This window comes from Vibrio sp. 10N.222.52.B12 (assembly GCF_002875385.1).
Classification (GTDB): domain Bacteria; phylum Pseudomonadota; class Gammaproteobacteria; order Enterobacterales; family Vibrionaceae; genus Vibrio; species Vibrio jasicida.
On the sequence record NZ_MDAW01000112.1, the window covers coordinates 46,167 to 66,649 of the forward strand.

Sequence of the window (20,483 nt, forward strand, 5' to 3'; positions counted from 1 at the left end):
TTTTCTTACATTAAGACTCTTATTCTACTCCCTTACGCAGCATCTGCCTATACCAAGGGTCAAATGTCTCACTTCGTTTAACTTCGAAGTGCCAATTGTCTTGCTCAATAAACACCGATACTTGACCATCACTGCCTGTGTCTAACCAAAGCGCCTTGTTCTCTTCATAAGCTGATACCACATTTTCAGCAGGCATCCCCCATTGATTACTTTTTGCGAGAGAAGCAATGGCTAATTTGGGGGAAACGGCTTGAACAAATTGGGGGTTCGAAGAACTCTTGCTGCCATGGTGAGGAACCAACATCACATCACTTTCTAGTTTCTCAGGCTCACGCATGAGTATCCATTCACTTATGGCTTCAATATCTCCCGTCAGCAGCAGACGGAAACCAGATTGAGAGTCGACTACCCTAATCACACAAGAGTGGGGATTGTAGGCACGCTGAACCAACTTCGGTGGCCACAACACTTCCATATTCAAGGATTGCCACGACCAGTACTCCCCAGCAACGCACGCTCTGTAGTCAGTGTAATTCTGGCTGCTGAACTTATAGGTCGGATTGAAAGCACTTTCGATGTATTGACGACCTCCTGCATGGTCAGAGTCCGCATGGCTAATGATGAACCCATTGATGGAACCGTAACCTCGACGATGCAAAGTCGGGGCGATAACCTGCTCAGCAATGCTACCGCTCCCCCATCCTTTCCCTGTGTCATAAAGCAATACCTTGCCACCTTTTTCGATTAATACTGCAAGCCCATGCCCAACATCGAGAACATCCACTCGCCATCGGTCTCTAGTTGAATCATGAAAGAACACCACACAAGTCGTGACCAAAAGTAATAAAAGCAGTCCGTTCGCCCGAAAAAAGCGACCAAGCAAAAGACAAGCACTTGCCACACCGACAAGAAGCGTTGCTTTCAAACTGAGAAACTGCCAACTCCCTGTGGCAAAGGGTAAAGACCAACTCAATGGCCATAGCGCCCAGTCCATGCCTTGCCAAAACCACGCCGAAATGAAATAAGAGCAAAGCGAAAACATGAGTGCAAGAAACATCAGAGGAACCACAATCATCCCAAACCAAGGTATAAATACTAGGTTATAAATAATTGAGGTTAGACTGGTGCCAGAGAAGAAATACCCACTGATCGGCACGATCAACAAAGTAAGTACTAACTGTACTTTCAACAACAAGATCAACTTGTCCTTCCAATCCCCCTTGTGGCTCTGAACGGCATTCACCGCAAGCAGTACCGCAACAACAGAGAGATACGACAACCAAAAACTCAGACTAAGAGAAGCAAAAGGTTCAATGCAAAGCTGAATAGCGACTGCTAACAGCAATACACGCCAAGCGCTCCAATACACCAGCCAAAACTTTAATGACACATAAATAACACAGACAGAAAAAGCTCTTATCGTCGGCAAAGAAAAATCTGCAAGCCAAGCGTACAAAAACGCGGTGATAATCCCAATGATAGGTGGTAACAGCTGGAGATTGAAAAAAACGTACCGAAGTGCAACCCCAGCGAAAATACCAAAACTGAATGCCATCCCAATATGCAAACCGGAAATAGAGACCAGGTGCAATAACCCACTATCCCGTAGCTGCTGCCAATCTTGATACGTTAAAAGTGAGCGGTCACTAAAGGCGAGCGCATTGATGAGTGGATAATGTTTGAGGCGCGAGATGCTTCCAGAAACCGACTGAATGATTTGCTGACGAACAGAGTAAGAAGAACGAATCTGCCACTTGGCATTACGTGACGACGTTGCCCTTGCAACAATTCCCTGCCCAATGGCTTGTTGCTCAGAATCAAAACCCGCTTCATTTCTCAACCCTAGAATGGGTTTAAGTGAAACTTGAGTAGTAAAGTCACTGTTAACAGGCAGTGGGAAAGGGGTTATCAGACGGATTTTCGGTTTAAGAAAAGGTAACAGGTTTTGAGAATTCACCCCGCGAACCACCGCAATTCCTTCATATCCGTGACTTATTTGCGTAAAAGGGCTGTCAACTTTACCAATTATGGTAATATTCACCCCTGCTTGAAACAGGGCTTGTCTTTGATGTTCCATAACATTGCCGTGGACAATAACAACCATACAGCCCGAAATTACGCCTATGCTAATTAAGCCTCGACGTAATTTGATTATTGAGCCAATGGCAATTATTCCCAGCAGCAACCATCGCCAATCTGGCATCGTCGGCCACCATGCAGACGAAATAACGCTCGCGACAAATAATGCCAAGGTCCAACTTTTTTCTAAGAGAGTCATGTCGTCCTATGCCTAGAAAGCTGATAAAACGCTTCATGCCAGATCATGAAATGATCAAACGCCAAAAAGCACTAAAGGTCTTCGGCAACGTGTTATACAACCCAAACTTGTGGTGTTTAAACCGTCGCTCTGCATCTGGTGCTTTTGCTGTTGGCTTATTTATGGCGTTTGTTCCGCTTCCGAGTCAGATGATCATGGCCGCAGGTCTCGCCATCATGCTTGGCGTTAACTTACCGCTTTCTGTTGCATTGGTATGGATCAGCAACCCTATCACGATGCCAGTTCTGTTCTACTTTGCGTACAAACTTGGCGCTTTGGTTATGCACGTTCCTCCACAGCCATTCCATTTTGAGTTGTCGTGGGAATTCATCATGCAACAAATGAACACTATTGGACCACCGTTCCTACTAGGCTGCGCAATATGCGGCGTTGTATCAGCCATCATTGGCTATTTTGGTATTCGGGGGCTTTGGCGTTATTCAGTCGTGAGAAGCTGGCAAAAACGTAAGATAAGATAAGTACTTATTCTTCAATTAGCAGGTTGTAGAGCATCGAATGGAGAACAGTTAACGTTCGACATGAAAGGCGCTGTAACTCAAGTATGAAGTCTACCGAGCCATGACAGAGATAAGCTGAACATAGATAAAAGAAAGGACCGAGATTCGGTCCTTTTTTGTGCCTGCCGCTTGAGAGCGGCGGCTAAAGTCTTTCTTTCGATTACTTGGAACTCAATACCGCAGCAGGATTGAGCTTCGCTGCGCGAGAAGCAGGGTACCAAGTTGCTAACAAGCTCAACATGATTGCCGTTCCCGAAACCAAAGCCACATCAGGCCAATGCAACTGGGAAGGTAAGAAGTCAACAAAGTAGATGTCACCCGATAAGAACTGATGTCCGATTAAACTCTCTAACGCTTTAATGATGGGGGTTAAGTTTAGCGCGACAAACACACCAACAATACTGCCTGCAATACTTCCGAATACGCCCGAGAACACACCTTGCCATACAAAGATACGTTTAATTAACCCATCTTTTGCGCCCATGGTGCGTAATATCGCAATTTCTGCAGCGCGATCTTTTACGGCCATCATCAATGTAGAAACGATGTTGAAGCTTGCTACACCAATCACCAGAACCATCACCAAGTACATAATGGTGCGAACCAGTTGGATGTCGCGATACAAGAAACCAAATTGTTGTTGCCAGCTCTTGAGGTAGACATACACATCAATCAGACTACCGACTTCACGCACGATCGAAGGTGCGTTAAGTACATCATCTGTCTTCAATGAAATCCCTGTAACACCATCACCTAAACGCGCATACGCCTGTGCATCTTTTAATGGAACCAGAGCGAGTGAATGATCGATCTGGCCGTTAAGCGTTAAAAAACCTGAGACTTTGACTCGCACACGTTTTGGTGCTTGAACTTTGCTGGTGCTTCCCGTTTGCGGAATCATTAACGTAACGTAGTCACCAACCTCAACATTTAATTCGTTGGCAACTCCACGCCCCAAAATGACTTGCTGCTGACCAGCATAAAAATTCTGCCATGCTTGGGGATCAATAAAATCAGACATGCTTGATACGGCCTGCTCAAAAGCCGGATCGACACCTCGTACTTCAACGGCTTTAAGCTTGCTACCTTTTTCCGCCAAACCAGTAAAGCGAACATAAGGCGCCGCCGCGACAACATGTTCATGACTCAATGCCTGATTCATGGTTTTGGTGTAATTGTGCAGTGGTCCATTGACCCCTTCTAACTCACCATGCGGAATAACTGATAACACGCGCGATTGCAGCTCACGTTCAAAACCATTCATTGCAGAAAGACCAATAATGATAACCGCAACGCCAACCGCAATACCAATCGTGGAAGAAAGCGAAATGAACGACACCATTTTGTTACGCTTTTTAGCGCGACTGAATCGGCCCCCGATCATCAGTGCTAGAGATGAAAACAAAATTAGCCCTCCGCAACCGCTGTTTCAGTGATAAAGCGATCCACCAGCAAGCCATCTTGCATATGCATTTGGCGATCCATTTTCGCGGCTAACTCGTTATCATGAGTAACCACTAAAAAGGCAATGTTCGACTCTTGGTTTAATTCACGCATCAAATCGTAAATCGCCAGAGCAGTGTTGTGGTCTAAGTTACCCGTTGGCTCATCCGCCAATACCAGATCAGGCTTGTTCACCAAAGCTCGTGCAATGGCTACGCGCTGACGCTCACCACCAGAAAGTTCGGACGGACGATGATCCATGCGATGACCTAACCCCACCTTTTCGAGTAGAGTTTGAGCAGCTTCTTTTGCTTCCGATACTTTCGTTCCACCGATCAGCAGGGGCATTGCCACATTCTCTACTGCTGTAAAATCCGCCAACAAATGATGGAATTGATACACAAAACCAAGGTGTTTGTTACGCAACGCGGCTTGTTTATTTGAACTCAATGCAGATAGGTCTTGGCCAAGAAAGTCGACCTCACCTTGTGATGCGTCGTCCAACGCACCAAGGATGTGCAGTAAAGTACTTTTCCCTGAGCCCGATGAGCCAACAATTGACACTAACTCACCTTTATCAATATCAAAGCTCACGCCTTTCAACACTTCTGTATCTAACGATCCCTCTCGGTAGACTTTACGAATATCACGACATTCTAATAGCTTATTCATAGCGAAGTGCCTCAGCAGGTTTAACAGAAGATGCTCGATAAGATGGATATACAGTTGCAGCAAGACTCAGAGCAATCGCCAGCACTACCACTAATAAAATTTGGAATGAATCGATAACAATTGGCAGATGGCCACCAAAGCTAAATAGCGCCACACCAGCCGCTTCCAGAATCGCATTGAGGTTAAGCGACAAAGCCACGCCTACCACTCCACCAACAATCGCGCCAATTACGCCACTGCTAGCACCTTGAACCATAAAAATAGCCATCACCTGAGATTGCTTCATCCCCTGGGTTTTGAGAATTGCGACTTCAGATTGCTTCTCCATCACCACCATGATCAAAGCAGAAATGATGTTAAACGCGGCAACACCGACTATTAAACCGAGCATCAAGCCCATCATGTTCTTTTCCATTTTAACCGCTTGGAAAAGTTCACCGCGTTGCGCGCGCCAGTCACTCCACTGCCAACCTTCAGGCATAGGTTTATCTGCAAACTCAGTCACCATAAACGGGTCGGAGAAAAAGACACGCCAACCAGAGACCGTCTCTTTAGGTAAGCGCATCAACTTTGCCGCATCCGTCATGTTCACAATCATCAATTGTCCATCAACGTCCGAGCCAGTATTAAACAACCCCGCAACGGTAAAGTTACGCTGACTAGGAATACGCCCTAACGGAGTAAATTGTGATGCATTCGTTACCATTAAACGCACTTTATCGCCCATTGAGACTTTTAACGATCGCGCCAAGCTGTGTCCTAAGAAGACCTTATACTCACCCGCTTTTAAAGAAGACAATCGACCTGCGATTAAATGGTTTGAAATAGGGTCGCCTTGTTTTGGTTCAATCCCAATCAAGTAGCCCGCGGTCAATTGTGCAGAACTTTGAATAACCGCTTCTCCACGAACGATCGGTTCAGGCTTTGCCGTCGTAGACATCTTCTGGATAAATTCAGGCGCCGTCGCTGTCATTGGCGTTTTGCCATCATGCTGTGAAATTACGGCGTGAGGTAACACACCTAAAATGCGCTCTTTTAGTTGCGCTTCAAAACCGTTCATGACAGAGAGTACGGTCACAAGCGCCATCACACCGATCGTAATGCCTGCGGTCGACATATAAGACACGAATCGACTGAACCTATCTCCGGAACGACCCCGAAGATATCTCAAGCCAATAAACAAAGAGATAGGATGATACATATAGGACAAACCAACTGGTTTTCTAATAGTGCTAAATAATAAGAGTTATCTTACCTTACTCTTACAATGAAGAAGACAAGATAATCGCTAAATTTGTCAACGACATGCAATAAGTCCATTTTTAAGCGAGAAAGTTCACCCAGACAAAACATGGAAACTTGATAACTTATTTCAGTTAGCGATAATCAGTGCCCTATCCCTCTCTTTCTTCAATGAAATGAGAGTGCTCGTTGGCAGAAAAGGACCGATTAATGACAGAGCAAGAATACTTCACCGTACACCACAACCTCACTCTTAATGTCGAAACATTAGGAGCGGACTTCGTTCTGCCTGATGAGGAAACCTTTGTCTCGGAAATTCCAACGCCTTTTATTGTCGCAAGCGAATTTAGCCATTTAGATATGCTGGCAGATAATGCACGCCTTGAACTACAAACTAAAGAGCTGAAACACGTCATCAGCCTGTTGGATACACAGAATTCAAAGCTCAACCTTTTACTTAGTTTTATGCTCTCTCAACAAGACGATGCAACACTGCGCTTTCAAACCACTCAGTTTGGAGCAAGCCAGCTCAGCTATCGCTCAGAAACTGAAATTGAGACTCAACAATTAGTGCGAGTAAAACTGTTCTTAGATCACCCTGCGGCAGCCATTTACTGCTACGCTCAGGTAGTGGCATGCGAGCCTTGTGACCGTGGTTTCATCACCACTCTGAGGTATAAATTGCTCAGAGAAGCCGACCAAGATTTATTGATCAAAGCCGCTTTGTACCAACAACAGAAACTACTGCGTCAGCGTTCACTAGAGCGAGATAACAAATAACGACCATGACAAAAGCAACGATTCTTTCCGTCACTAATCCGTCTGAACGTGGCGATAAAAAACAGCTAGGGAATTTACCTGGCGCGGCATTACCAATGGCCATTGCGGAACTGGCAAAACAACACTCAAGCCATTCAGTCCTTGTGGTGCCCGATCCACAAATCGCGCTAAAACTACAAGCTGAAATTGAGCAGTTTACAAACCAAACCGTGAGCCTGTTCCCGGATTGGGAAACCTTGCCATACGATAATTTTTCACCGCACCAAGAAATTATCTCAGACCGAATTGCACGTTTATATCAGTTGCCTCATCAACGTAATGGTGTGACGATCGTACCAGTCAGCACAATCTTACAACGTCAGTCTCCGAGAGACTTTTTGCTGCAACACACTTTGATGGTTAAGACGGGCGACCAGTTCTCACTCGAAAAGCTACGTACTCAGCTAGAAAACTCGGGATACCGTCACGTCGATCAAGTGTTTGGACCGGGTGAATACGCCAGTCGCGGTTCGATCTTAGATTTGTTCCCTATGGGCAGCTCCGACCCTTATCGTATTGATTTCTTCGATGATGAGATCGACACGATACGAACTTTCGACCCAGAGAACCAACGTTCGATCGAAGACATCCAGCAGATCCAATTACTGCCTGCGCACGAATTTCCAACGACCAAGGTAGCAATCGAAGACTTCCGTACCCGTTGGCGTACACAGTTTGAAGCACGCCGAGAGCCTGAATCGATTTATATGCAGGTCACTAAAGGAACATGGCCTGCCGGTATCGAATATTGGCAACCATTGTTCTTCGATCACACAGAGACTCTGTTCGATTACTTACCAGAAGATTCGCAACTGATCATTTATGGAGACATCGAAGCAGCGGTCGATACTTTCTTAAATGACGTTGACTACCGTTACGATCAAAAGAAAATCGACCCACTTCGTCCGCTATTGGCCCCTCATGAACTGTGGCTAAAGAAAGACGAACTATTTAAGCACATCAAACAATTGCCTCAGGCCCTATTAAGCCTAGAGAAAATTGTTAAACGTGCTGGTCGTCAGAACCTAGCGGTACAGTCTTTGGCAGAGCTTGGTGTCCAGCAACAAAACAAAGAGCCATTGTCTCGCCTTCGCCAATTTAGTGAACAATTTACGGGAAAAATCGTCTTTTCTGTCGAATCAGAAGGCCGTCGTGAAGCGCTGACAGAACTGTTGCAAGGCATCAAAGTACGTCCCGTGGTTCATGGCTCAATATACCAAGCACTAGATTCAAATGACCGATTCAGCCTGATACTTGGCGCTGCAGAACATGGCTTTATCCATGATGAGCTGAACTTTGCACTAATTTGTGAAAGCGACCTACTCGGCGACCGCGTTATCCAACGCCGTCGCAAAGACAAAAAAACCGTCAATAGTGACACCGTCATTCGCCACCTTGCCGAGCTAAAACCGGGGCAACCTGTCGTACACATTGACCACGGTATCGGACGCTACATCGGCCTGCAAACGCTTGAAGCCGGTGGTATGAAAACGGAATACGTTACCCTTGAGTATCAAAACGATGCCAAACTTTACGTTCCGGTTTCTTCCCTGAACTTAATCAGCCGTTATTCTGGCGGTGCAGAAGAGAGTGCACCACTGCATAAACTCGGCGGTGAAGCGTGGGCAAAAGCACGTCGTAAAGCGGCAGAAAAAGTACGTGACGTCGCAGCAGAACTTCTGGATGTTTACGCAAAACGCGAGCTAAAACCGGGTTACAAATTCGAGTTGGATCGTGGCCAATACGCCACATTCAAAGCGACATTCCCATTTGAAGAAACGGACGACCAATCCACCGCCATCAATGCGGTACTTTCGGACATGTGCCAAGCAAAAGCGATGGACCGACTCGTATGTGGTGACGTTGGCTTTGGTAAAACCGAAGTTGCAATGCGAGCAGCCTTCGTGGCAACAGACAACAGCAAGCAGGTGGCTGTATTGGTGCCGACTACTCTGCTCGCTCAGCAGCACTTTGAAAACTTCCGTGATCGTTTTGCTAACTTACCAATTCGTGTAGAGGTCCTTTCGCGCTTTAAATCAGCGAAAGAGCAGAAAGTGATCCTTCAAGACGTCGCGGACGGTAAAGTGGACATCGTTGTTGGTACACATAAGCTGCTTTCAAGCGACATTAAATTCAAAGATCTTGGCTTGTTGATCGTCGACGAAGAACACCGTTTTGGTGTACGCCAGAAAGAGAAAGTAAAAGCAATGCGTGCCGATGTCGACATCCTAACGCTGACGGCAACGCCAATCCCTCGTACGCTGAATATGGCGATGAGTGGTATGCGTGATTTATCGATCATCGCAACGCCACCAGCGCGTCGTTTAGCGATCAAGACGTTTGTGCGCCAGCATGAAGATTCGGTCGTTCGTGAAGCCGCATTGCGAGAAATTATGCGCGGTGGTCAAGTGTACTTCCTGCATAACCAAGTCGAAACCATCGAGAAAACCGCTGAAGACTTGCAAAAGCTGATCCCAGAAGCTCGTGTGACGGTTGCCCACGGTCAAATGCGTGAACGCGAACTAGAACGCATCATGAACGACTTCTACCACCAGCGTTTCAACTTACTCGTTTGTACCACTATTATTGAAACAGGTATCGACGTTCCGACGGCAAACACCATTATCATGGATCGTGCCGATAACCTTGGTCTTGCGCAGCTTCACCAATTACGTGGTCGTGTAGGTCGTTCGCACCACCAAGCTTATGCTTACTTATTGACACCACATCCGAAAGCCATCACCAAAGACGCCATCAAACGTCTTGATGCTATTGCTTCGTTAGAAGATCTGGGCGCAGGTTTCACTCTTGCGACGCACGATCTTGAGATTCGTGGCGCAGGTGAGCTATTAGGTGACGAACAAAGTGGTCAAATTCAATCGGTTGGCTTTACACTGTATATGGAGATGCTTGAACAAGCGGTTGAAGCATTGAAAGAAGGTAAAGAACCATCGTTGGATGACTTGCTTCGTGAGCAAACGGAAATTGAAATGCGTATTCCAGCCTTGTTACCGGATGACTACATCCCTGACGTGAATACACGCCTATCAATGTACAAACGCATTGCAAGCGTCAGCGACAACGAAGGCTTGTCGGAATTGAAGGTAGAACTGATTGATCGCTTTGGCTTATTGCCAGATGCAACCAAAAACCTTCTCTCTGTCTCAGAACTGAAAATTGGGGCAGGAAGTCTCAAAGCGAAGAAAATTGAGGCACATGATAAGGGCGGATTCATCGAGTTTTACCCTGATGCTGACATAAACCCAGCGTATTTGGTTAAACTCCTGCAATCACAGCCGCAAAAATTTGCAATGGAAGGTCCAACTAAGTTCAAGTTTAGCGTACCATTAACGGACCGACGAAAACGCATTCAGTTTGTTCAAGACTTACTGAATGATTTTAAACAGAATTTATTACCAACGAGCTAATAGTCGAATGAGAATACTGATCCCATTATTGCTTCTTTGTGTCTCAATGCCTACTTGGGCTGCGCGTCAATTTGATATTGAAGTAATTATTTTCAAGCGAGCAGTTAACGCTGAAAGTACCAGTGAATCATGGCCAAATGAGCTGCCAAAAATCGAAATGAGCAACGTAGGCAGCTTAGACAATGAGTCTTACCGCCGTTCTAAAGGCGTCACTTTGCTACCACGTTCTTCTTTCCGTTTGAATGCACAAGAATCAGCATTGAACAATCACGCCGGCTTCAAAGTGCTTAAACACGTAGCCTGGCGTCAAGGCGACCGCGGCAAGGCAAGCGCGCCGATCTTCCATATCGTGGGTGGACGTGATTTCTCAGGCTCTTACAACGCTGACGGCAGCCAAATCAATGGCAATGCACAATCACTTTCAACCGATGGTTACAGTGAAGAAACCGTTAACGGTCCGCTCTACGAGTTAGACGGCAAACTTCAAATCTACGTTCAGCACTACTTGTTCGCAGAGACCACCATAGATTTACGTGAGCCCGCTGTACGTGAAGTTCGTATCGAGTCTCTGCCTTCTGAGCAAATGACGAATGAGTTAGGTGAAGTGGACGGCAACGTTCAAGTAGGCAACTTGGCAGAAGTTTCACCAACCATCACTGAAGAGAAGTTCTTGAAGAGCTTCCGCATGGATCAGAAGCGCCGTATGCGCAGTAGTGAAACTCACTACTTAGACAACCCTTTGATGGGAATGATCATTCAAGTTCGTCGCGTTCGATAAGAGCAACATAAACATAAAAGCGCAGCACTGGCTGCGCTTTGTTTTATCTAGCGCCCAACAAGGAAGTCGTATCTGTTCATGAGTCCAGATTTTGAAATCATCACCCCACGCTTGGCACTCAAGCTTATTCCCTCAGAACAAGCCCACTCACTACAACGCTTGTTAGTTGAATCCCCTTCCCTACATCAATGGTTAGATTGGTGTGACGAAAACGTCACCCTCAAAGACGCGCAGGACTTCCTTCTTGCCACTCGCTTAAATTGGGTAAAAACGGAGGCATTTGGATTTGGTATTTATGATCGTGAATACAACAATTTACTTGGAATGGCTGCTGTAAACGAGCTTTACCATACATTCAACATGGCGAGTATTGGCTACTGGGTTGCAGATAAATACCAACGAAAAGGCTATGCACAAGAAGCAATTCGAGCACTGGCTGAATTTTGTTTCGCCAAGCTTAGCTTAACGCGAGTAGAGATCGTCTGCGATCCAGACAACATTGCCAGTCAAACATTAATCGAATCAGTCGGAGCGAAGAAAGAAGCCATTGCTAGAAATCGTTTTATCTTCCACGGTAAACCAAAAGATGGCGTTGTGTATTCGTTGTTACCCACTGATTTGTAATTAATCGAATGAAAGTGTTCGATTTTAAGACAACAAAAAAGCCACCGACAGACGGTGGCTTTTCGTTTTGATTGTTTGTCTTTCTATCAAGTCAGCAATAGAAAGCCAAGTCATCAAATTAGTGTAGCTTCAAGTTTGGACGAAGTACGCGGTTAATACGGCCAACGAGCATCATCAAGCCAGTCTTAATCACGCCATGCAACGCCATTTGGTGCATACGGTATAGCGAGATGTATACAACACGCGCGATACGACCTTCAACCATCATAGAGCCTTTGGTTAAGTTCCCCATCAAACTACCAACTGTAGAGAAGCGGCTTAGCGAAACCAAAGAACCATGGTCTTTGTAAACGTAGTCTTTCAGTTCGCGACCGTTAAGCTTAGCGACGATGTTGCTGAACGCTTGGCTTGCCATTTGGTGTGCTGCTTGAGCGCGTGGCGGTACGAATGAACCATCAGGTTGAGTACATTGCGCCAAATCACCAATAACAAAGATGTCATCGTCACGAGTAGTTTGAAGCGTACCTTTAACCACAAGTTGGTTGATACGGTTTGTTTCTAGGCCGGCAATGTCTTTGATAAAGTCAGGGGCCTTAATACCCGCTGCCCACACCATGATTTGCGCAGGAATTTTCTCGCCGTCTTTAGTGGTTAAACCGTCTTTATCCGCTTGCGTTACCATGGTAGCAGTACGCACGTTAACACCGAGTTTAACCAGCTCTTGGTGCGCCGCAGAAGAAATACGCGGTGGCAATGCCGGAAGAATACGCTCACCTGCTTCCACTAGGTTCACGTTTAGTTTGCTCGAGTCTAAGTCACCAAAGCCGTAAGTACGCAGCTCTTTCACTGCGTTGTGCAGTTCTGCTGACAGCTCCACACCCGTTGCACCCGCACCAACAATCGCAATATCAACGGTACCGTTACCATTTTTCGCGTGCAGTTTTAGGAACTCATTGTTCATGCCAGAACGGAAACGGTGCGCCTGTTCTGGACTATCTAGAAAGATACAATTTTCACGAACACCGGGAGTGTTGAAGTCATTAGACGTAGAGCCAATCGCCATCACTAGAATGTCGTACTCTAGTTCGCGACTTGGCATAAGAAGCTCGCCATGTTCGTCTTTAAGCTCACTAAGAATGATCACTTTACGTTCACGGTCGATGTCTTGAAGGCTGCCCATTTGGAAGTCAAAACTGTGGTTTTTCGCGTGAGCACGGTAACTCAATGCGTCCACACCTTCATCCAATGAACCAGTTGCTACTTCATGCAACAGCGGTTTCCACAAGTGGCTCGCTTTACGGTCTACCAGTGTAATTTGCGCACGGTTCTTACGACCAAGAGTTCGACCTAGCTTGGTTGCCAATTCAAGGCCACCAGCACCGCCGCCTACAACGATAATGCGTGTCACAATGTTATCCTCTACAAAAATGAATATATGGGTTCAGCTCGAAGCTCTGACTCACAGTCTTACTGTGGTAAAGCATCCAACCGATGAATTCTTTGGTCTCTAGAGGTGAGCTCACTTTTTGGATAAATCCAATGCCATCTTTAATGTGCGTGTTTGATTAACTTGCTGATGTGGCATTGCTCGTTTGTCTGAAAGATACGATCTCAGACAAAAAATGGGCAAGTTTCTTACTCGCTCTCAATTTTTTTTGATATTTATCAAATTATTTTTACCAAGTTCATTATATAGGGCAATCTTTTGATGGCAACAAAAATCCTTGCTAGGAATACGGATTGGCTAATTTTCAACTGTTTAACGGTATCGTTTTCGTGCCACAAAAGGTTAAAACGATAAATCAAGGTAATAAATCGCTACAAAATGTAAATATCTACAGAATTATTGCTATCAAGTTACGTCTTGCAAAAACAAAAACAGCACTTCGAAAAGTGCTGTTTAAACATAGTCAGTTTGTTCGTTTTTATGCAAGTTACGCGTTCTTGAATGCCTTCATCGCCTGCAAGTGGTGAGAGATCTTCTTGAATTTATGCGTTTGGGTTTCATCCCAAATGATGTCGTAGTGTTTCTCTAATTCCGACGCCGTTTTTCCATTGTCGTGAATCTCATCTTCTTTCGACAAAATCACTAAACAACGCGCTTTGTTCTTAGCACGAAACTCCTCAACACACTTGGTCGCAATGTCTTCGTACTCTTCTGGACGATCAATACGTCCTGCCATTGTCTTCTCTGGATGCAAGTTCGGGTTGAACATCACTTGCTTAATGCCGCAGAGAAAACCGATACGCTCTGACCAATAAGCTCCTAAACCAACACCACAGATTAATGGGTTCGAATCGTCAGATTGGTCAATCACCTTAGACACTTCTTTCAGCAGGTGCTGCATATCGTGTTTTGGATGAAGTGTACTGTAGTTGATGAAACGGATGTCATCATCGATGAATTGCAGTTGCAGAACTTTTTCGTGGTTACCTGGGCTTGTACTATCAAAGCCGTGCAAGTAAATAATCATGTGTACCTCTCCCTGTGACTTGCTGGTACTTTCACTTTAAACTACCACTATTTCCTTATGGTTAAAGAGGAAAAAGCCATCAGTTCTCAAAACAGTGATCTTCCATACATAATAAGTCTTTAAACTCGTATGCACTGCTCAAGTATTGTTCATCATCCCATAATTTGTAGGCCAATAAATACCAAAGCATCGCCATCATTCGAGTTCTTGGCATCCACGCTCGCACGCCTTCCAACCATAAAGCGACGTCTTCAATGCCACGAGTTTGGCAATACTGTTCTACACCTTGTTCAATAGGCACGTCGGCGAGTTGCAAAATCAAGGTCAAGTCGAGCCTTGGGTCCGCTAAGCCAGCATACTCCCAATCGATCACTTTCACGCCCTCTTCGCCACGAACTAAGTTGTAACACCCAAGATCAAAATGGCACAGTGCTGCAGGGACTTGCGCCACGCTTGGCTCAGAACGCCACTTTAGATAAAGCGCTTCGTACTCAGTACCAACGTACTGGCCAGCCAGTTCCAACCAATAATGGTCGATACGCGAAAGATACGAGAACGGTACTAAAGGAACCGCCGTTGCAGGATATTCATGAATCCTAGCAGCAATCGGCAATAGCTCTTCAATATCAATACCTGGCTTCGTCAGCGTTTCACCCGGCACCCACTCCACTAACAAACCTTGCTCATGCACAAAGACAGGCTTTGGTCCTAGGTTGAGAGGGGCAATCGCGTTAAGCACTTGATATTCGTTATGACGAGATATAGCAAAGGCCTTACACACGTTGCTGGTCGGGCGCCAGACGTAAGCAAGGCCTTCTGAGGATTCCAACCGCCAACAGCGATTGGTTAACCCACCAGTGACGGTTTGTACCTTCACTGGTGGAGAAGCAAAGAAGCTATCAAGGGTATTAAGACTTGGGTCTAATTGTTTCGCTTGTTGCCAAGAAAACCACGCCATTAATGACTTCTCCACTCAAGGTCGTAGGACCAAATAGAATCAATTAAAGGCCAAATAGGCTCTTCGATTGCTCTTTACGGATTTCAGTTTCATCCGCCCATTCGATCAGACCAGTTTCTAGATCCATCAAACGCATCGTCATTTTGTAATATACGTCTTTGTCGCTACCCGCATCTTTTACGATGCTAGAAAGGTTACCGTAAAGCATGTATTGCGCACCGACCATTTTACCGAACTGAATTGCCGTACTTTGGTTCACTAGCTCATCCGTATTTTGGAAGTTTAGTTGCTCACGAACTGACTCAACACGATCCATATCCACGAAACGGAACTTACCTGAGTTCAACATCTTAGTAGAAATAGTGTCGGTGATAGACTCCGTATCGATGTGCTCACTTGTTTTGTTCTTGATGCGCTCAACAAATACGATAGGACGTTGGTCACGAGTAATTGCTGCCACTGAACCTGACATCATCATGCTGTCTACCATTTCGCCAGCAATTTTTTGTAGATCCGTCGAGCCGAAATCGATGGTTGTAGTTTCAGTCGCTTGCGCATCACCGTAAGAGACTTTGTTTGAACAACCACCCAAAATGACGGCAAGACCTAAAAGAGCAATAATACTTTTTTTCATGAGAGTTCCTTAGTTTGTGTTTCATCCCAAGGCGTCTCCACCTTGGAAAAGCAGCAAGCTGCCTAAAATTATTTACCCAAAAGTGGGTTAGTTATCTTGTGCTTCGCGAATTTGTACACGGAATTGGGTACCGTTTGGATTCACTGTCACTTCTGACAGCGTCACTTGCTCAAATCCACGTACGATCATTTTTCGCCAAGGGCCTGGCTTGGTGTTCACTTCCAACCCAGAATTGTCATACCAGTAAAAACGATAAAGGATTTCTTGGTCACCTTTGTAGTTGCTACTTAGTTGTACAACACCGCGTGGACGATCATCCACGTAAGTCGTCGTAATATTATCGACTAATAAACGACTGCCCATTACGTTATCGTGGAAGAATACTTTTTGTGTTTGGCCGTCAATTCGGATACCCGCGGTATTATCAGCGCACCCCGCTAAACCGATGATCATTACCAAGCCAATAAGCCATGCTTTCATTACAATCTCCCTAATTGTTTGTGCCATACCGTTGAATGCGTTCCCTGTCGAGAAACCCAAACCAACGTGGTTTGCTGTGCTGGCACTTCGAATTGATACACCTGATCGCCAACGTTTAAGCTCTGCAGCCCCGGTTTCACGACTTTCGAAGCCGTTTTCACCGTGCCAGGTAGCGTCTGCCAACTTCTGGTATCAGGTTGTTCGGTTAATGTATTCCACACATTGAAAAGAATGTTGCCGACATCATCGCCTTTTGCCGCTTCTTTTCGGATTCTGTCTTTTGCCCAAACACGAATGACTTGACGGATCACGATGGTCGTTAAACGCTCATGCAAATCATTTTGCGCCATCGCGTTCACATCGGCCAATGTGCTTGAAGGTAGCTTGTTGCCATTTAGCGCAACATCCCCAAAACGCTGTGTTCCACGTTTCGGGTAGTAAGGCAGCGCCAGCGAATAGATCGCACCGTCGCCTCGGCTATCATAAATCGGCAAGTCAATGCGCCAACCTTGCAGCGCTTCCACCACGCCTTGTTCGTCTATCACGATCACGCGCCCTTGTGACTTACTCAGTCCTGAAGGCGCTTTGCCGTAACGTTTTTCCAGCATACGAAGATCTTGACGCATACCGAGCTTTTTCGCGGCATACATTGTACTTTCAATCACTTGCTTGTTATCTGGCATCACAGCGAGCGCGCGACGATAGTCTACATACGCACTGTTCAAATCTCGTGACGCTTCATAAAGCAAACCAGAAAGATAGAACAAGTAACCGTTTTGTACGGAGCTAAGCTTTTTACCTGCATCCGGATAGTTCGCAAGTACACTACCCAAGTTGGCAGACATACCTTGCTTCTTAAGATCCTTTTCGGCCTGCTTTAGTTCCTTTTCACGAGCTTTCTTTGCAACTTCCTGAACTTGATTGGCTCGGCGCATTTCAACCAAAGCTCCTTCAAGATCATTTTTCTGTAAGTAGTTAAGACCTAAATACAAATGCAAAAAGCCGAGTTCATAGTCGGCTGGTTGGTATTCATTTAGATTGTCGTTAACGGCTAAAGAACCCACGCTGGTCGCCGTCTCTGTGACAGAAATCGTGGCACGGTCTTGTTGCTTACGTACTGCACGGTCGCTGTCTTCAAGCGAGCTCAAACTGGTTGGGTAATCTGCTGCAAGAAAAGAGATTCGGCCTTGTTCGAAATTACCAAGTATCTCGCCACCTACATCGCTTGATTGAAGTTGCTCAGCTTTCGCGTATTCACCTGCAACCACCGCTTGGTAAACTTCTTTATTTTGGTCACTATAATGACTGAACAGGTTGCCAGCGGATAAATTCGCACACCCTGTCGCGAGCAAGGTCCAGCTAATTAATCCGAATAGCTTCACACCATGTTTCACATTTATCTCCACAAATGTGTCGTTCGAGGAATAAAGAAGTGGATGACGTTCTTCATCCACTTCCTTCTAAAGATTAGCTCAATACCATAGGACCTAAAGGACGACCGCCCACTAGGTGCATATGAATATGATAGACTTCCTGACCGCCATGTGAGTTACAGTTTACGATTAAACGGTAACCGTCTTCTGCAATGCCTTCTTCTTTCGCTAGTTTTTTCGCTACGGTGAACATGCGTCCCATCATTGCTTCATCATCCGCTTCCACATCATTTGTGGTTGGGATTAGCTTGTTTGGAATGATAAGGATGTGGCTTGGCGCACGCGGATTAATGTCGCGAAATGCCGTCACTAGATCATCCTGGTAAAGGACATCTGCTGGGATTTCTTTGCGAATAATTTTGCTAAAGATGGTTTCTTCCGCCATGGGTACTCCATTTTATAAGGTGTGTAACCTATTTAGTATGCGCTAAGCCAAAAGCGAGCTCAATAAAAAACAGTGTTCACTTAACATTATCAATATAACTCGTGACGTTGAAGCTTTTTTTGTCGTGTGCGTCATAAAACGTGCGTCGCAAACTCAATACAATCCGATGAATTTTGTTACTTTTTTAAGACAATTCTTATTTACGTTGTCTATTTTTGGGAGAGGAAGCTCACTTATGCGAGGTTCAGTAATTAAACGGATGTATGCAGGCTTCGCGCTGATCATCGTCCTTTTCGCGGTCACGATTGCCATTATGATGGGGGGCATGAATGATATTCACGGCAAATTTGAGACAGTATCTAAATCATCACTTCCACTGGTATCCCTATCCAACCAAACCAGTGTCGAGCTACTTTCTGCGGACAAATCTTTCAAAGACTTCCTGACCACGGAGAATAAACAGCGCATGGATGAAATGCGTCAGGAGTTTGCTAAATCTCAACAACGATTCGAAGGCACATTAGGCCAACTTGAAGTGGCCAGCCAAATCTACCCTTCCCTAGCAGAACCTTTTTCTCAGCTTAAAGAACTTGAGCAGAGCTACTTTACCGAAGCAAAGGAAGCAATGGACAACTACGAAGCGATGTTTGCGGCACAAGAAGAAGTGCAGAAGTCTTCTCGTCGTTTCCAAAAGCTCAACACCGAACTTTCCGTTGGTCTGAAAGAATACGTAGCCGATCAATCAAGCATCTCAGTCAAAGTGATGGCAAAAAGCTATTTCATTAAGCTAAAAGATGCAGAGGTGATCACATCGGACGCATTGGCTAGCTCAAATCCAGAGTTTGTGACTCAAGCCGTTGCGAAAAACCGTAAAGCGGTTACGCACCTGAATTACGCATTTCGTGGATTGGTTACTCAGTTACCTGAGCTTAAAAAAGCCTTTGGTGATTCAGTGGATCAATTTACTCGAGACGTAGGCATGCGTGGTGGTGTATTAGACCAACACAACAACTACTTATCTGCTCGTTCTGCGCTGTACAACAATATCGCAAATCTAGCGACTAAAGTTGATTCAAGCATGTCGATTCTGGAGCAATTTACAACAACAGCGACAGACAAATTGAATGAGTCTCTGACCGATGCAGGTGACATCTATTCTGCTGGTGTAACCAAAGCTATTGTGATCGCAGTGATTGTGGTTCTGTTTGCGACGGCTATCGGCTATCACATTGCACAAAGTGTACGTGAACCATTGACTCGTATCTTGAAGGTATTAGAAAGCTTGACCGAAGGTGACATGACGCAGCGCATCGATAACCGTTACAACAACGAGTTCAGCCGCGTGAGTGGTCACATTAATACGTTGGCAGACAGCCTGCACAACATTCTTGTGAAATTAAATGACGCCTCAGATAACCTTGCATCTACCGCATCAACGAATGAACAAACTTCTTCTCAAGCGCAATCTAAATTGAATGCGCAGCGCGAGCAAACCGCGACCGTCGCAACCGCAATGACAGAGATGTCACATTCGGTGCAGGAAGTAGCGCAAAGTGCACAAGGCTCACTTGAAATGGTTCAGCGTGTAGAAACCGCCTCGGACCAAGGTCGAAATGTCATGAACAGCAACATTTCGACGATTAACCAACTTGAAACACGCTTGAACGAATCGGTGTCTGCCGTTTCTGAACTGCAAAAGATGAGTGGTCAAATTGGCTCGATTCTGGATGTGATTCGTAACATTGCCGAGCAGACCAACTTGCTTGCCCTAAATGCCGCAATTGAAGCTGCACGTGCCGGTGAACAAGGTCGTGGTTTTGCGGTCGTCGCAGATGAAGTTCGTGTGCTTGCCTCCAAGACCACACAATCGACAACTGAGATTGAGGCAATGATCAGTAACCTACAATCAAGTTCGCAATCCGCTAACCAAGTCATCCAAAGTTGCATGAGTGACATGGAAATGTCAGTAGAGCAAGCATCGAAAGCCAATAGCTCAATGGAAGAAATCCAAGCGCTTATTATCGAAATCAGCCAAATGAGTACGCATATTTCTCAGGCGGCAGCAGAGCAAAGCGAGACGTCAGCTGACATTGCACGCAATATTGAAGACATCAACAGTATCGCAGATGAAAGCTACCATGCGATGTCGAGCATCGCTCAGACCAGCGAATCGTTAACCCAACTGGCTCATCAGCAAAACGAGTTAGTTCATCGATTTAAACTATAAGAGCAGCATCGACAGTTAACAGATTTTTTGCAACCAACTGTATAAGGGCGA

General features: G+C 45.5%; 17 protein-coding genes. 6 read left to right on the forward strand and 11 right to left on the reverse strand.

What is annotated here, in order from left to right; genetic code table 11:
- Window positions 1-19 precede the first annotated feature (19 nt).
- Complete coding sequence (locus tag BCT11_RS10110; protein ID WP_039976264.1) at window positions 20-2,278, reverse strand: DNA internalization-related competence protein ComEC/Rec2; 2,259 nt, start codon at window positions 2,276-2,278, stop codon at window positions 20-22.
- 8 nt (window positions 2,279-2,286) lie between these two features.
- Between BCT11_RS10110 and BCT11_RS10115 the strand changes: the two genes are divergently transcribed.
- Window positions 2,287-2,796 carry a DUF2062 domain-containing protein gene (locus BCT11_RS10115; RefSeq protein ID WP_005431694.1) on the forward strand — a complete coding sequence of 170 codons (510 nt, stop codon included), beginning with the start codon at window positions 2,287-2,289 and terminating at the stop codon, window positions 2,794-2,796.
- 199 nt (window positions 2,797-2,995) lie between these two features.
- Here BCT11_RS10115 and lolE read toward each other — a convergent pair whose 3' ends face one another.
- From lolE to lolC, 3 genes are read right to left on the reverse strand one after another with little or no spacing between them, the layout of a single operon-like run.
- Entirely contained in the window at window positions 2,996-4,240 is a 1,245-nt protein-coding gene (lolE, locus tag BCT11_RS10120; RefSeq protein ID WP_038866676.1) for a lipoprotein-releasing ABC transporter permease subunit LolE, read from the reverse strand.
- A gap of 2 nt (window positions 4,241-4,242) precedes the next feature.
- Window positions 4,243-4,950 (reverse strand): lipoprotein-releasing ABC transporter ATP-binding protein LolD, encoded by a 708-nt coding sequence (gene lolD / locus BCT11_RS10125; protein ID WP_038875924.1) that lies wholly within the window; start codon window positions 4,948-4,950, stop codon window positions 4,243-4,245.
- Complete coding sequence (lolC, locus tag BCT11_RS10130; protein WP_038875923.1) at window positions 4,943-6,151, reverse strand: lipoprotein-releasing ABC transporter permease subunit LolC; 1,209 nt, start codon at window positions 6,149-6,151, stop codon at window positions 4,943-4,945. The genes lolD and lolC overlap by 8 nt, the downstream gene beginning before the upstream one ends.
- Window positions 6,152-6,402: 251 nt before the next feature.
- Here lolC and BCT11_RS10135 point away from each other — a divergent pair, with 251 nt between their 5' ends.
- From BCT11_RS10135 to BCT11_RS10150, 4 genes are all read left to right on the forward strand, one after another.
- Window positions 6,403-6,972, forward strand: a complete 570-nt coding sequence (locus BCT11_RS10135; RefSeq protein WP_038866671.1) for a PilZ domain-containing protein — start codon at window positions 6,403-6,405, stop codon at window positions 6,970-6,972.
- A gap of 5 nt (window positions 6,973-6,977) precedes the next feature.
- Window positions 6,978-10,439: a transcription-repair coupling factor gene (gene mfd / locus BCT11_RS10140; RefSeq protein ID WP_102388267.1), complete on the forward strand. Its 3,462-nt coding sequence runs from the start codon at window positions 6,978-6,980 to the stop codon at window positions 10,437-10,439.
- Window positions 10,440-10,446: 7 nt separating this feature from the next.
- Window positions 10,447-11,217 (forward strand): peptidoglycan binding protein CsiV, encoded by a 771-nt coding sequence (locus BCT11_RS10145; RefSeq protein WP_082037695.1) that lies wholly within the window; start codon window positions 10,447-10,449, stop codon window positions 11,215-11,217.
- Between the two features lie 78 nt (window positions 11,218-11,295).
- On the forward strand, window positions 11,296-11,841 hold the full coding sequence (locus tag BCT11_RS10150) for a GNAT family protein (RefSeq protein WP_038875917.1): 546 nt from the start codon (window positions 11,296-11,298) through the stop codon (window positions 11,839-11,841).
- 118 nt (window positions 11,842-11,959) lie between these two features.
- On the opposite strand, the gene BCT11_RS10155 is transcribed toward BCT11_RS10150, so the two are convergent.
- The 7 genes from BCT11_RS10155 to hinT all read right to left on the reverse strand — a co-directional run bounded on the left by BCT11_RS10155 (window position 11,960) and on the right by hinT (window position 18,205).
- Window positions 11,960-13,249: an NAD(P)/FAD-dependent oxidoreductase gene (locus BCT11_RS10155; RefSeq protein WP_038866664.1), complete on the reverse strand. Its 1,290-nt coding sequence runs from the start codon at window positions 13,247-13,249 to the stop codon at window positions 11,960-11,962.
- Window positions 13,250-13,775: 526 nt separating this feature from the next.
- The gene (ycfP, locus tag BCT11_RS10160; RefSeq protein ID WP_038866663.1) at window positions 13,776-14,315 is read right to left on the reverse strand and encodes an alpha/beta hydrolase YcfP; all 540 of its coding nucleotides are present in this window, start codon (window positions 14,313-14,315) and stop codon (window positions 13,776-13,778) included.
- A 79-nt stretch (window positions 14,316-14,394) separates the two neighbouring features.
- Complete coding sequence (gene thiK, locus BCT11_RS10165; RefSeq protein ID WP_102388269.1) at window positions 14,395-15,273, reverse strand: thiamine kinase; 879 nt, start codon at window positions 15,271-15,273, stop codon at window positions 14,395-14,397.
- A gap of 43 nt (window positions 15,274-15,316) precedes the next feature.
- Entirely contained in the window at window positions 15,317-15,907 is a 591-nt protein-coding gene (gene lpoB / locus BCT11_RS10170) for a penicillin-binding protein activator LpoB (RefSeq protein ID WP_038866656.1), read from the reverse strand.
- 87 nt (window positions 15,908-15,994) lie between these two features.
- Window positions 15,995-16,387: a YcfL family protein gene (locus tag BCT11_RS10175; RefSeq protein WP_038866655.1), complete on the reverse strand. Its 393-nt coding sequence runs from the start codon at window positions 16,385-16,387 to the stop codon at window positions 15,995-15,997.
- Window positions 16,387-17,781 (reverse strand): hypothetical protein, encoded by a 1,395-nt coding sequence (locus BCT11_RS10180; RefSeq protein ID WP_102388270.1) that lies wholly within the window; start codon window positions 17,779-17,781, stop codon window positions 16,387-16,389. Before BCT11_RS10180 ends, BCT11_RS10175 begins: the two co-directional genes overlap by 1 nt.
- A 73-nt stretch (window positions 17,782-17,854) precedes the next feature.
- Entirely contained in the window at window positions 17,855-18,205 is a 351-nt protein-coding gene (gene hinT / locus BCT11_RS10185; protein WP_038866649.1) for a purine nucleoside phosphoramidase, read from the reverse strand.
- A 235-nt stretch (window positions 18,206-18,440) separates the two neighbouring features.
- On the opposite strand from hinT, the gene BCT11_RS10190 reads away from it, so the two are divergent.
- Entirely contained in the window at window positions 18,441-20,432 is a 1,992-nt protein-coding gene (locus BCT11_RS10190; RefSeq protein WP_039978186.1) for a methyl-accepting chemotaxis protein, read from the forward strand.
- Window positions 20,433-20,483: the final 51 nt, after the last annotated feature.